8 protein-coding genes and 2 pseudogenes are annotated in these 13,210 nt (G+C 73.0%); all 10 read right to left on the reverse strand.

The genetic code is table 11. The features are described 5' to 3' along the window. Positions 1-56: 56 nt before the first annotated feature. Positions 57-2,249 (reverse strand): xanthine dehydrogenase family protein molybdopterin-binding subunit, encoded by a 2,193-nt coding sequence (locus ACIBM5_RS24340; RefSeq protein ID WP_396008743.1) that lies wholly within the window; start codon positions 2,247-2,249, stop codon positions 57-59. Next, positions 2,246-3,277, reverse strand: coding sequence for an FAD binding domain-containing protein (locus ACIBM5_RS24345; RefSeq protein WP_391587822.1), 1,032 nt, complete (start codon positions 3,275-3,277; stop codon positions 2,246-2,248). The genes ACIBM5_RS24340 and ACIBM5_RS24345 overlap by 4 nt, the downstream gene beginning before the upstream one ends. Before the next feature lie 6 nt (positions 3,278-3,283). Further along, positions 3,284-3,787 (reverse strand): (2Fe-2S)-binding protein, encoded by a 504-nt coding sequence (locus ACIBM5_RS24350; RefSeq protein ID WP_396008744.1) that lies wholly within the window; start codon positions 3,785-3,787, stop codon positions 3,284-3,286. 253 nt (positions 3,788-4,040) lie between these two features. Further along, complete coding sequence (locus ACIBM5_RS24355; protein WP_396008745.1) at positions 4,041-4,925, reverse strand: ABC transporter ATP-binding protein; 885 nt, start codon at positions 4,923-4,925, stop codon at positions 4,041-4,043. Then, positions 4,922-6,760, reverse strand: coding sequence for an ATP-binding cassette domain-containing protein (locus tag ACIBM5_RS24360; protein WP_396008746.1), 1,839 nt, complete (start codon positions 6,758-6,760; stop codon positions 4,922-4,924). Before ACIBM5_RS24360 ends, ACIBM5_RS24355 begins: the two co-directional genes overlap by 4 nt. Then, positions 6,757-7,725 carry an ABC transporter permease gene (locus tag ACIBM5_RS24365; RefSeq protein WP_396008747.1) on the reverse strand — a complete coding sequence of 323 codons (969 nt, stop codon included), beginning with the start codon at positions 7,723-7,725 and terminating at the stop codon, positions 6,757-6,759. The genes ACIBM5_RS24360 and ACIBM5_RS24365 overlap by 4 nt, the downstream gene beginning before the upstream one ends. A 76-nt stretch (positions 7,726-7,801) precedes the next feature. Beyond that, positions 7,802-9,355, reverse strand: coding sequence for an ABC transporter substrate-binding protein (locus ACIBM5_RS24370; protein ID WP_396008748.1), 1,554 nt, complete (start codon positions 9,353-9,355; stop codon positions 7,802-7,804). A gap of 74 nt (positions 9,356-9,429) precedes the next feature. Continuing rightward, the gene (locus ACIBM5_RS24375) at positions 9,430-10,272 is read right to left on the reverse strand and encodes an alpha/beta fold hydrolase (RefSeq protein WP_396008749.1); all 843 of its coding nucleotides are present in this window, start codon (positions 10,270-10,272) and stop codon (positions 9,430-9,432) included. A gap of 161 nt (positions 10,273-10,433) precedes the next feature. Beyond that, positions 10,434-11,759 (reverse strand): annotated as a pseudogene (locus tag ACIBM5_RS24380) (O-acetylhomoserine aminocarboxypropyltransferase/cysteine synthase family protein); the annotation flags it as partial. 336 nt (positions 11,760-12,095) lie between these two features. After that, positions 12,096-12,920 (reverse strand): annotated as a pseudogene (locus ACIBM5_RS24385) (isopenicillin N synthase family dioxygenase); the annotation flags it as partial. Between the last annotated feature and the right edge of the window lie 290 nt (positions 12,921-13,210).

Consider the following 13,210-nt stretch of genomic DNA (forward strand, 5'->3'; position numbering starts at 1 on the left):
AAGCTCCCGCCGCGGGGCGGACTTCACCGGACGAGCCGACGCCGGCCGGTCGCGAGTCACCTGCCGACGGCCGAGCCGGTCACCACCCGGTCCGGCGTGATCGGCAGCGTACGCACCCGCACTCCGGTCGCGTGGAACACCGCGTTGGCGATCGCCGCCGCCGCGCCGACCACGCCGATCTCGCCCGCGCCGCGTGCGCCGAGATCGCTGATGTGCGGGTCCGGTTCGCCGACGAAGAGCACGTCCATCGTGCCGATGTCGGCGTTGACCGGCAGGTGATAGCCCGCCAGATGCGGCTCGACCACATGTCCGCGGCGCGGGTCGATCAAGGTCGCCTCCATCAGCGCCTGGGCCAGGCCGAAGGTCATCCCGCCGAGCAGTTGACTGCGTGCGGTACGCGGGTTGATCACCCGGCCGATGTCGAACGCGCCGACCATGCGACGCACCCGGACCGTACCGGTGAGCGCGTCCACCGCCACCTCGGCGAACTGCGCGCCGAACGAGTGCACCGCATAGCGCGAGTTGGCGTCCGGGTGGTGGTGGCCGACCGCCGACACGGACGGCTCCCCCATCCGGGCCAGTTCGGCGACGAACGTCTCCGGGCCGAACTCGATCGCGTCGATCTCCCGTTGGTACAGCGGCGATTCGGGGTCGGCGACGGCCGCCGCGAGCAGGTTGTCGCGCACCGCCTCGCAGGCGCGCCGGATCGCCGGGCCCACGTAGGCGACGGTCTGCGAGCCGATCGACGGCGGCGCCTCGGGCAGATCGGTGTCGCCGAGTCGGACGATGATCCGCTCCGCGGACAGGCCCAGCACGTCCGCGGCGATCCGGCCGAACACGGTGTACGTCCCGGTGCCGATGTCGTGCGACGCGACGCCGACCACCGCCGTGCCGTCGACGCGTAGTTCGGCGTAGGCCGAGGCGGCGCCCGGGTCCATCTCGTGGGTCGCGGACGCCATTCCGCTGCCGATCAGCACGTCGCCCTCGCGGCGGGTGCCGGGGGTGCGGTCGGCCGGGTCCCAGCCGAATCGTTCGGCGCCCATCCGGTAGCACTCCCGAAGGTGCTTGCCCGACCACGGCCGGCCCGAGGACGGGTCCGCGTCGGCGTGGTTGCGCATCCGCAACTCGACCGGGTCCAGGCCGAGTTCGTGAGCCAGCTCGTCCAGTGCGGATTCCAGGGCGAAGGATCCCGGAGCCCGCCCCGGGGCCCGTTGGAAGGTCGGCGCCTGCATGTCCAGCCGGACGATGCGCTGACGGATCGTCACGTTCGGGCAGGCGTACAGGATCGAGGTGAGCCCACCGGTCGACTCGACCACGTTCTCCCCGGGCGAGGTGGCCGACGTGCCGTCGTGCCCGATCGCGGTCACCCGGCCGTCCCGATGCGCGCCGAGCACGATCCGTTGGCGGGTCGCCGGCCGGGAGCCGCACGAGGTGAACATCTGCGGCCGGGTCAGCGCGAGTCGCACCGACCGGCCCACCAGTCGCGCCGCCGCCGCGGCCAGCAGTACGTGCGGCCAGACCGTGCCCTTGCTGCCGAAGCCGCCGCCGACGAAGTCGGACAACACCCGCACGTTCGCCGCCGGCACCCCGAACGCGGTCGCCAGCGCGTCCCGCACGCCGTACACGTACTGCGTCGAGTCGTACACCGTGAGCCGGTCGCCCAACCAGCGCGCGGTGGTCGTGCACGGCTCCATCGGGTTCATGTGTTGCGGCAGCGTCTCGTAGTACGCCTCCACCGTCACGTCGGCCACCGCGAGGCCGGTCGCCAGGTCGCCGCGGACGATGTCCTCCCGACCCGGCGGGGTCTGCGGAATGGCGTCCTCGATCCGGACCAGCGGCGCTTCGTGGCGGTAGCGGATGCGGATGCGCTCGGCGCCGGCCACCGCCTGTTCGAGCGTCTCCGCCACCACCATCGCGATGTGCTGCCCGTGGTGGTGGATCACCGGGTCGGACAGCGGAACGCGGCCGTCGCCCATCGGGCCGCCGTCGGCCGAGTAGAACGAGGCGACCCGGCCGATGCCCAACGACCCGTCGGAGGTGCAGACCGCGAGCACGCCGGGTGCGGTCTCGGCGGCGGCGATGTCCATCCCGGTGATCCGGCCCTTGGCGATCGTGCTCTGCACCAGCACCGCGTGCGCGAGATCCGGCAGCTCCACGTCGCCGGTGTAGGTCGCGGTACCGGTGACCTTGGCCGGGCCGTCCGCGCGGGGTTCGTCGGCGCCGATCCACGGGGTGGGGTGCGGGCTCATCGGTGATCCCCTTCCGCGGGGCCGGGGGCTTCGCCGGCGGCCGGGGGGTCGCCGGCCGTCAGGGTGCTCAGGGCGCGGGCGACGACGCGGCGGATCAGTTCGACCTTGTGGCCGTTGTCCCGGCCCGGTACGGCGCCCTCCGTGGCGGCATCGCCCGCCCGGGCGAACGCACCGGTGCTCGGTGGGCCGCCGATCAGCGCCGCCTCGGCCGCGTACGCCCGCCACGGCGTCGTCGCCACGCCGCCGAGTGCGATCCGCGCGGCGCGTACCGTGCCCTCGCGCACCTCCAGGGCAACCGCCGCCGAGCACATCGCGAACGCGAACGAGGCCCGCTCGCGCACCTTGAGGTAGTGCGAGTGGGCGCCGAGCACGGTCATCGGCACCTCCACCGCGGTGATCAGTTCGCCGTGGGTCAGCGTGGTCTCCCGCTCGGGGGTGTCCCCCGGCGGCAGGTGGAACGCCTCGATCGGCTCGACACGCGGGCCGTTCGGGCCGTCGATCGACACCCGCGCCTCCAACGCCAGCAGCGCGACGGCGAGGTCGGAGGGGTGGGTGGCGATGCACCGGCTGCTCGTGCCGAGCACCGCGTGGCCCCGGTGCTCGCCGTCCAGCGCGGCACATCCGCTGCCGGGCGTGCGCTTGTTGCACGGCATCGCGAGGTCGCGGAAGTATCCGCATCGGGTGCGCTGCAACAGGTTCCCGCCGAGCGTGGCCAGGTTGCGCAACTGCGGGGACGCGCCGGCCAGCAGCGCGCGGGAGAGTACCGGCAGGCGCTCGCGCACCACCGGATGCGCGGCGAGGTCGCTGTTGGGCACGAGGGCGCCGATCCGGAGCGTGTCCGTGGCCGCGTCCACCGTGATGTCCGCGAGCGGGAGTCGGCCGATGTCGACGAGTCGGGCCGGGGCGGCCACGCCGCACTTCATCAGGTCGACGAGGTTGGTGCCGCCGGCGATGTACATCGCGTCCGGGCCCAGGTCGGCCCAGGCCCGGGCCGGTTCGGCCGGACGGGTGTAGGTGAAGGAACGCATCGGGGCCTACCGTCCGGCCGCGGCGGCGATCGCCGCGACGATATTGGGATACGCGGCGCACCGGCACAGGTTGCCGCTCATCCACTCGCGGATCTCGTCGTCGTCACCGGTGTGGCCCTCGGCCAGGAGCGCGACGGCGGACATGATCTGGCCCGGCGTGCAGAACCCGCACTGGAACGCGTCGTGGTCGACGAACGCCTGTTGGACCGGGTGCAGGTCCCCTTCGGGATCGCCGCCGAGGCCCTCGATCGTGGTCACGTCGCGGCCCTCGTGCATGAGCGCGAAGGTCAGGCACGAGGTGATTCGGCGGCCGTCGACCAGTACCGTGCAGGCGCCGCACTGACCGAGGTCGCAGCCCTTTTTGGGGCCGGTCAGGCCGAGGACTTCACGCAAGGCGTCCAGCAGGGTGACGCGGGGGTCGATGCGAAGCGCTCGGGCCACGCCGTTGACGCGGAATTCGACGACTTCGGCTTCGGCTTCGACTTCGGCTGCGACTTCGTCGGCGGCCATGCTCCCTCCCGAGGGCACGCTCGGGGCCGTGGGCCCGGCCCGGGATCTTCGCTGGTACCCGAAGCCGGTGGCCTCACACTCGGGGTTCGGGAGCCGGGTGACCGCGAACGCCGGCCGGGCTGCTCGGCCTCGTTCCGCCCGGCCGAGCCGGGCTCGACCGGCCTGCGGCCGGGGTGACCACGAATGCCGGCCCGGCTCCCTTGCCTCGACCGCCGGCCGGGCTGAAGGTGCCCGGACCGGGCCCGGAGTGGCCTCAGCCGATCCCCGAGCCCTTGGCGGCCGGCGTGTCCCGAGGCGCCGCGACGTCCGGGGGTGCCGGCGCGTCCGTGGGTGCCGGCGCCCTCGGGGTCGGGAGGGTGGGGATCGCGCTGAGGAGGGTGCGGGTGTAGGGGTGTCGGGGGTTGCCGAGCACTTGGCGGGTGGGACCTGATTCGAGGGCTTCGCCGGACTTCAGGACCAGGACGTGGTCGCACAGGTGTTGCACGACGCCGAGATCGTGGGAGACCAGGATCAGGGAGAGGCCGAGGCGGGCGGTGAGGTCGCGGAGGAGGTCGAGGACCTGTGCTCGGACGGAGACGTCGAGGGCGCTGACCGGCTCGTCCGCGACCAGGACGCGCGGGTCGGGTGCCAGTGCCCGGGCGATCGCGATGCGTTGTCGTTGGCCGCCGGAGAACTCGTGCGGGTGGCGGGTGCGGGCCTGCGGATCCAATCCGACGGCTGCCAACACCTCGTCCACGCGCGCGTCGTGGTCGCCCCCGACGCCGAGGCATTCGAGCGGCTCGGCCACGATGTCGCGTACGCGCAGGCGCGGGTCGAGCGAGCTCATCGGGTCCTGGAGGACGATCTGTACCTCGCGCCGGAACCAGGTCAGCGAGCGCGCCGGCCCGGGCCGGACCTCGCGGTCGCGGTAGCGCACCGTTCCCGCGTCGGCCCGGTCGAGCCCGAGCAGCAGCCGGATCAGGGTGGACTTGCCCGCGCCGGATTCGCCGACCACGCCGAGCGCACCACCCTCGACCAGTTCCAGGTCCACCCCACGCAACGCGTACCGCTGCCCGGCCGGGCGCCACAACGACCGGCGCGGCAGACGATACGTCCGGGTCAGCCCCTCGGCGCGCAGCAGTACGGCGGGCGCGGTCACAGTGGTGCCTCCACGGTCTCGGTCGAGGTACGGACACCCGGCGTCGGCTCGACCGCACCGAAGTCGGCGTCGCGGGCGGCATCGGAGTCGGCGCCGACAGCGGCTGCGCCGAAGGCGGTTGCGTCGAACGCCGTGGCCCGGGCCGCCGCCAGCAGCGCACGCGTGTAGTCCGCGTCGGCGTCGTGCAGGATGCGATCCAGCGGCCCCTGTTCGACCACCCGACCGGTCCGCAGCACCGCGATCCGATCGCTCACCCGGGACACCACCGCGAGGTCGTGCGTGATGAACAGCAGCGCGGTGCCCTGCCGGCGGGTCGATGCGTCGAGCAGCGCCAGGATGTCCCGCTGCACGGTGACGTCCAACGCCGTGGTCGACTCGTCCGCGATCAGCAGCGCGGGTCGGCAGGCGAGCGCGATCGCGATGCCCACCCGCTGACGCTGGCCGCCGGAGAGTTGATGCGGCCGGGCCCGGACCAACTCGGCCGGGTCCGGCAGGCCCACCTGCTCGGCCAGTTCGATCGCCGCGAGGTCGGCCCGACGGCGGGACATCCCCCGGTGCAGGCGCAGCGGTTCGGCGATCTGGCGGCCGATCCGCATGGTCGGGTCGAGTGCGGTGAGCGGCTCCTGGAAGACCATCGCGACCCGGTTCCCGCGGATGCGGGCGAGTTCGCGCTCGCGCTTGCCGAGCAGTTCCACTCCGTCCAGGCGGATGCTGCCGGTGACTTCGGCGCCCTCCGGCAGCAGGCCGAGTACGGCGAGCGCGGTGAGCGACTTGCCGGACCCGGATTCGCCGATCAGGCCCAGCCGTTCGCCGGGGGCCAAGGTCAGGTCGATGCCGTCGACCACGGTCCGTCCGGCGATCCGGATGGTGAGGTCGGTGACCTGGAGCAGCGCGCCGTCCGCCGGCAACGGCGCACGGGGCGCGGCCACTTCCTCGGATTCGCCGACGTCGTCGGGCCGGGTTTCGCCCGCGTGCCGGCGCAGTCGCGGATCGGTCGCGTCGCGCAAGGCGTCGCCGAGCAGGTTGAAGCCCAGGACGGACAGCGCGACGGCCAGTCCCGGCCAGACCACCAGCAGCGGCCGGGCCGAGATGTACGGCTGCTGGTCGTGCAGGATCCGGCCCCACGACACGGCGGGCGCGGGGCTGCCGTAGCCGAGATAGGACAGCGCGGCCTCGGTCAGCGAGGCGACGGCCATCACCAGGGAGAGCTGCACCAGCAGGGTGGGCGCGATGTTCGGCAGGATGTGCCGGCGTACCGTGCGCCACGTGCTCGATCCGCTCGCGGTCGCGGCGAGCACGTAGTCGGTGCCGTGCACCCGCTCGATCTCGGCGCGCGCGATCCGGGCCAGGTGCACCCCGAACGCGACGCCGATCGCGCCGGCCGCGGTCCACACCGATCCGCCGAACACGGCGGCCAGGATCATCGCGGTGAGCAGCGCCGGGAAGGCGATCGCGACGTCGATCAGCTGGACCACGCCGGCCGCGAACCGCCGCGGTCCCAGCGCCGCGGCCAGTGCGAGCGGCAGGCCGAGCACGGCGGCGATGCCGGCCGAGGCGAGCGCGATCAGCAGGGTTTCCCGGGAGCCGACCAGGATCAGGCTGAACTGGTCGCGCCCGAGCATGTCGGTGCCGAGCACGTGTCCGTCCCGGAACGGGAGCAGCCAGGGCGCGTTCGGGTCGACGGCGGTGGGATCGTACGGGGTCCACACCAGCGACAGCAGCACCGCGCCGACCAGGATCGCGACCAGTGTGCCGCCGATCAGGCCGTTGCGGTCGCGGACCAGCGCGCGCAGGACGGTACGGGTGGGCGAACCGGGCGCCCGCGGGGCCTTCATCCGGACACCTCCCGGGTGCGAACGTCCGCCAGGCGCGGGTCGATCAGCCGTTGTGCGACGTCCACCAGGAAGCCGACGAACAGCACGATCGCCACCAGGAGCATCACCTCGCCCTGCACCTTGACCAGATCGCGGTTGCCCACGTCGGCCACCAGCATCGAGCCGACGCCGGGCAGGGTGAAGACCTTCTCCACCACGATCGCGCCGACCAGGAGGGCGGCGACCTGCACGCCGAGCATGGACAACACCGGGCCGGCCGCGTTGCGCACGCCGTGCCGCAGCAGCGCGCCGGTGCGGGTCCGCCCGGCGGCCCGCGCGGTGCGCAGGTAGTCCCGGTGCAGCACGTCGAGGGTGGCCGAGCGCACGAACCGCAGCAGTACCGCGCCCTCGGACAGGGCCAGGGTCAGCGTCGGCAGCACCAGGCTGCGGGCCGCCTCGCCCGGGTCCGCCCAGCCCTCCACCGGGAAGCCCTGTGCGGGCAGCAGCGGCGTCTGCACGGCGAACAGCAGGATCAGCAACAGGCCCACCCACAACGTGGGCAGGGCGATGCCGAGTTGGCTCGCGACGCTGATCACGGTGCCGTCGCGACGCTCGCGGCGCACCGCCGCGAGCATGCCCAGCGGTACCGCGAAGGTCAGCGCGAGCAGCAGCGCGCCGAGTACCAGCGGGCCGGTGACCCGCAACTTCTCGGCCAGTTCGCCGGTCACCGAGGAACCGTTGAGCTGCGAGTGGCCCAGGTCGCCGGTGCGGACGTCGGTCAGCCAGGTCCAGTACTGCACGAGCAACGGCCGGTCCAGGCCCAGGTCGTGCCGGATCGCCCGCAGTTGCGCGGTGTCCGCGGTGATGCCGCCGACCGAGGTGGCGGCATCACCGGGCAGCAGCCGAAGCAGCGTGAAGGTCAGTACGCTCGCGCCGAGCAGGGACAGCGCGAGCAGTCCCAGTCGGCGTGCGACGAACACCGTCATGTCGGACGCCGCTCTGCCGGTCGACGCGGGACGGGGTGCGGTACCGGTACCGGTCGGAACGGGCGGCTGCGGGCGGTCACTTGGTGATCCCGATGCCGGCGAGGTTGAGCCGGCTGCTGGTGTGGTGCTGCGGTGCGCCGCTGACGCCCTTGCGCACGACGGTCAACGTCTGCGCCTGGAACAGCCAGTCGGCGGCGGCGTCCTCGGTGACCTGGCGGCCGATCCTGCTGAGCAGCTCGGTACGGGTGCGCTCGTCGGGTGCGGCGACGGCCTGGGCGTACCACTCGCGCACCTGCGCGTTGTCGTAGCCGAAGTAGTAGCCGGGGGTGGCGAAGTTGGCGATGTCGTGCGGCTCGGCATGGTTGACCAGGCTCAGGTCGTAGTCCCGCGCCGTGTAGACCTCGCTCAGCCAGGCGGTGAACTCCTGCTGCTTGACCGTGAGTTCGATGCCCGCTTCCTTGAGGTTGGCGACCAGCACGTCGCCGATCGCCGCGGGGTAGATGTTGGGGATCTTCAGCGTCAACTTGAGATTGCCCACGCCCGCGTCGGCCAGCGCCTTCCGCGCCGCGGCGGCGTCGTGCGGGTCGATCGTGCTCAGGTCCTGGAAGCCCGGGTCGGAGGTGGGGATCGGACCGCCGAGCCGGACGCCGGCCCCGCCGAGCGTCTTGATCAGCGCGTCCTTGTCGATCGCGCGCCGGATCGCGTGCCGCACGGCCGGGTTGTTCAGCGGCGGCTTGGCGTTGTTGATCGCCAGCGTGTACTTGTCCGTGGTGGTGCCGCGCAGCACGGTGAACCTGTCGTTGCCGGTGAACGGCTGGAGCAGGGTGGCCTCGGCCGCCGTCTCGATGTCGGTCTGCCCGGTGGCCTGTGCGTTGTTCGCGGCGTTGCGGTCCGGGATGTAGCTGAGCACGACCTTGGCCACCTTGGCCTTGGCGCCCTTGTACGCGTCGTTGCGCACCAGGGTGATCGCCGAACCGCGCTGCCAACCGTCCAGCTTGAACGGGCCGGTGCCGTTCTCCGCGGCGTCCAGCTTGGTGAAGTCGGTGCCCTTTCGGTACACGACGCCTACCCGTTGGGTGAGCGCCCAGGTCAGGTTGGTGTCGCGCTGCTTGAGCGTGATCACCACGGTGGCCGGGTCGGGCGCCGCGACGTTCGCGATGGTGGCCAGGGTCTTGGCGTTCGGCTGCTTGGAGCCCGGCGCGAGCACCTGTTGCAGCGACCAGACGGCGTCCTCGGCGGTGACGGGCGAGCCGTCGTGGAACGTGGCGCCCGGGGTGAGGTGGAAGGTGTAGGTGAGGCCGTCGGCGGAGGTCTCGAAGCCGGTCGCGAGCGCGGGCACAATCTTGTTGTCCGCGGTGGTGTCGACGCTGAGCAGGCCCTGGTAGACGTTGTCGAGCAGGACCTGCTCGACCGCGACACCGGCCGTGCTGGTCAGGTTGAGGCTGGTCGGCTCCAGCACCAGACGCACCCTGGCCGTCGCGTTCGGGTCGAGCGCGCCGGCGGCGGGCGCCGGGGCCTGGGAGTCGGCACCGGTGGCGCCGGGGGTGGGCGTGCCGCCGGAGCCGCATGCGGCGAGGACCGGTCCGGCCAGGGCGAGGACGGCGGCTATGCGGAGCGCGGAGCGGCGCATGGTGGATCGATCTCCTTGCTGGAAAGGGCGTTTCGGGGTGTGCCTCGCCCGGTGCTCGCCGGGCGGGCGGGTGATCAGTCGCGCGCGGCGGCCAGGACGAACTCGGCGATCTCGTCGTGCACTCGGGCGCGGTCGTTTTCGGCGAGCACGTTGTGCAGGTCGCCCGGGAAGATCCGGGCCCGGGCGTTCGGCAACGTCTTCGCGGCGGCCAGTACGGCGCTCGCGGGGGCGAGATCGTCCGCCTCGCCGTGCACGAAGAGCACCGGCCGGGTGATCGTGCCGGCGGCGATCAGTGCGGCGATTCGCTCGCCGCCCGCCTCCAGCGCGTCCAGGGTCTCCGGGCGCAGGCCGCCGGACCACACCAGCGGGTCGTTGCGCAGCCGTTCGGCGTACTCGGCGTTCCCGCACAGCTCGCTCGGGTCCTTGCGCAACGACATCGGGTCGATGCCGTGCTCCGCCAACAGCCTGCGCAGGCCGCTCTCGCCCGCCGACAGGCCGGTTCCGGCGCCGGCCAGAACGAGCGCGCGGGCGGGTGCGGCGGCGGCGCGGGTGCCCGCGAGGAGCAGCGTGACCGCCGAGCCGAGCGAGTGGCCGGCCAGGATCAGCGGCACGCCGGGGCGGCCGGTTGCGATGCGTTCGAGGATCAGCTCGGCGTCGTCGGCGAGCGCGTCCAGGCTTTCCACCAGGACGCGGGTGCCGGCACTGAGGCCGTGGCCGATCTGGTCCGGGGCCCACACCTCGATCCCGTCGGCGTTCAGGCGATGCGCCAACGGCTCGTGCAGACCGGCGTGTTCGCCCAGACCGTGCAGGAACAGCACGACCGCGACCGGCTCGTCGGCGGCCGGCCACACCCGCAGATGGATCTCGCCGCGCGCACTGCGGATCCGGCTTTCGTGTACGGCCTGACGCGTCGTCATCGCACGCCCTCCGTCGCGCTCTCGGCGCGGACGGCGGCGGAAACGACGCCAGTGGCGGCGTGGACGGCCGCGTCGGCACTGTCACCGGCCTCGGCCTCGGCACCGGCACCGGTGCCGGTCTCGACACCGACGCCGCTTCCGGCGCGGTCACCGCGGTCGGTCGCCGCGGCCAGGCCGCGGTCCAGGTCGGCGAGCAGGTCGTCGATGCCTTCGAGGCCGATGGACAGCCGGACCAGGCCCGGGGTCACGCCGGCGTGTGCCTGCTGCTCCGGATCCAGTTGCGCGTGTGTGGTGGACGCGGGGTGGATGGCCAGGCTGCGTGCGTCGCCGATGTTGGCGAGGTGGCTGAACAGTCGCAGTCCCTCGACGAATCGCCGACCCGCGGCCAGGCCGCCGGCCAGGTCCACCGAGAGCACGGCGCCCGCGCCGCGCGGCAGGTAGCGCTGCGCCGCACCGTGCCACGGGCTGGTGGGCACGCTCGGGTGGTCCACCCGCGACACCTCGGGCCGCGCGTCGAGCCAGGCCGCGACCCGTTCGGCGTTGGCGGTGTGCCGCTCGATCCGCAACGACAACGTCTCGATGCCCTGGAGCAGCAGGAAGCTGTTCAGCGGGGACACCGCCGGGCCCAGGTCGCGCAGCAGCCGCACCCGCAGACGCAGCGCGTAGGCGACCCGGTCGGCGCCGAACCGCTCCCAGAAGGACAGTCCGTGGTAGGTCGGATCGGGCGCGACCAGGCCGGGATAACGATCCGGGTGGGCGCCGAAGTCGAACGTGCCGCCGTCCACCACGATCCCGCCGATCGCGGTGCCGTGGCCGCCCAGGAACTTGGTGGTCGAGTGCACCACGATGTCCGCGCCGTGCTCGAACGGGCGCAGCAGGTACGGCGTCGGCACGGTGTTGTCCACCACGAACGGCACGCCGGCCTCGTGCGCGATGCCGGCCACGGTGGCCAGGTCCAGCACGTTGCCGCGCGGGTTGCCGACGCTCTCGCCGAACAGTGCCCTGGTCCGCGGCCGGATCGCCGCGCGCCACGCGTCCGGGTCGTCCGGGTCGTCGACGAAGGTGACCTCGATACCCAGGTCGGCAAAGGTGTGTTCGAGCAGGGTGCGGGTGCCGCCGTACAACGAGGCCGCCGCGACCAGGTGGTCGCCGGCCCGGGCCAGGTTGAGCAGCGCGAGGGTGGTGGCGGCCTGGCCGCTGCCCACGGCCACCGCCGCGGTGCCGCCTTCGAGGGCGGCGATCCGCTCCTCCACCACGGCGGTAGTGGGGTTGGACAGCCGGGTGTAGGCGTGCGTCTCCAGGTCGGTGAGCGCGAACGTGTCGGCCGCGTGCGCCGCGTCCCGGAAGACGTAGCTGCTGGTCTGGTAGATCGGCACGGCGCGGGCGCCGGTGCCCGGATCGGGTCGGGCACCCGCGTGCACCTGAAGGGTCTCGAAAGTCGGCCCGGCGGCGGGAGTTCCGCCCACCGGGGCGACATCGGGTGTCACGCTCGGCGACCCGGAGTGGGAGGCCGCCCCCGCCGACCCCACGGATCCCGCGCGCGGCGACGCGGCGAGGGATTCCGCGCCCGCCGACTCGGCGCCCGGAGTCGCGTCCGACGCCGCGGCATCGGTCGTGCCGCCGGCCGGCTGCGCCGGGAGTCGGTCCGCCCACCAGCGCTCGACCACGCGCGGGTGCGAACGCAGCCAGCCGATCAGCGCGTTCTCGCCGTACGCGGGCTTGAGCGGATTGTTCGGGTCCTCGGTGACGCCGTCCGCCACCGCGGCCAACTCGGCGGGCAGGGTGAGGGGTTCGACCACCGCGTCCAGGCGCGGGCCGAGGAAGAACGGCAGCGAATAGCGGTCCACGCCGGGCTGCGGTGCGATCACCCGGTGCTGCGTGGCACGCAGATAACCACGCGTGGCGATCTCCAGCATCTCGCCGATGTTGAACACGAACGCGTCCGGCAGCGGCGTGGCATCGATCCACGACCCGTCCCGTGCCTGCACCTGAAGGCCGCCGACGTCGTCTTGTTGCAGCAGCGCCAGATACCCGTAGTCCTTGTGCGCACCCACCCCCTGGTCCACGTCGGCACTCGGTCGACCGGGATAGTGCACGACCTTGACGTGTACCGCGGCCTCCTCGTCGAACCACTCGTCGAAGTAGCCGCTGTCCTGGCCCAGCGCCGCGGCCAGCGCGCGCAGCACCTCACGGCTGACCCGCAGCGCCTCGCCCTGCCACGCGAGCACCGTCTCGCGCAGCTCCGGCAGCGCGGCCGGCCACTGGTTGGGCCCGATCAGACGCAGATAGGCCGGGTCGTCCGGGCCGAGCGTGAGCGCGGCGCGCTCCGGGCCGATGTCGAGTTGCTCGCGCCAGTCGGGGCCGCCCCGGGTGTACTCGGTGCCGGTGCGGGTGTAGCCGCGGAACTGCGGCGAGTTGACGTTCTCGACCGCGAGCCGGTCCGCCTCGGGCAGCGCGAAGAAGCGCTTGGAGACCTCCAGGGCACGGGCGCGCAGCTCCGGGTCGACGCCGTGGCCGACCACATAGAAGAAGCCGATCTCACGTGCGGCGTAGCGCAGTTCGGCCAGGAAGGCGGCCGAGTCCGCGGCGGGGTCGCGGAATCGGGAGATATCGATCACAGGGAGGGTGGGCGGTGCGGTGGTTGCCATGACTGGGTCCTCGGTACAGCCTCGGTCCGAGCACGCCGGGCGGCGGCCCGGGACGGGCCGAACACGGCGGGACGAACCTGCGGCGGGTGGGGCAGGATCGGGTGCGAAGGCGGCGCGGCACGGAAGGCGGCGACGCGGCAGGGCCGGGCCCGGGCGCGGCGGACCGACGAGGGTCACGCGGGGCGGGGGCACGCTCTGCTCATTCGGCGGCGGCAAGCCGCACGAACGCAGGGTTCAGCGACAGATCTGGTCGAAGTGGTCGGCTCGTCGACCCACCCAGAAGGGGTCGA

Origin of the sequence: Embleya sp. NPDC050493, assembly GCF_044458105.1 — a bacterium.
Taxonomy (GTDB): domain Bacteria; phylum Actinomycetota; class Actinomycetes; order Streptomycetales; family Streptomycetaceae; genus Embleya.

Coding starts and splice junctions, on each gene's coding strand:
- ACIBM5_RS24340 (WP_396008743.1), bottom strand. CDS start 2,249: ATGAGCCCGCACCCCACCCCGTGGATCGGCGCCGACGAACCCCGCGCG.
- ACIBM5_RS24345 (WP_391587822.1), bottom strand. CDS start 3,277: ATGCGTTCCTTCACCTACACCCGTCCGGCCGAACCGGCCCGGGCCTGG.
- ACIBM5_RS24350 (WP_396008744.1), bottom strand. CDS start 3,787: ATGGCCGCCGACGAAGTCGCAGCCGAAGTCGAAGCCGAAGCCGAAGTC.
- ACIBM5_RS24360 (WP_396008746.1), bottom strand. CDS start 6,760: ATGAAGGCCCCGCGGGCGCCCGGTTCGCCCACCCGTACCGTCCTGCGC.
- ACIBM5_RS24365 (WP_396008747.1), bottom strand. CDS start 7,725: ATGACGGTGTTCGTCGCACGCCGACTGGGACTGCTCGCGCTGTCCCTG.
- ACIBM5_RS24370 (WP_396008748.1), bottom strand. CDS start 9,355: ATGCGCCGCTCCGCGCTCCGCATAGCCGCCGTCCTCGCCCTGGCCGGA.
- ACIBM5_RS24375 (WP_396008749.1), bottom strand. CDS start 10,272: ATGACGACGCGTCAGGCCGTACACGAAAGCCGGATCCGCAGTGCGCGC.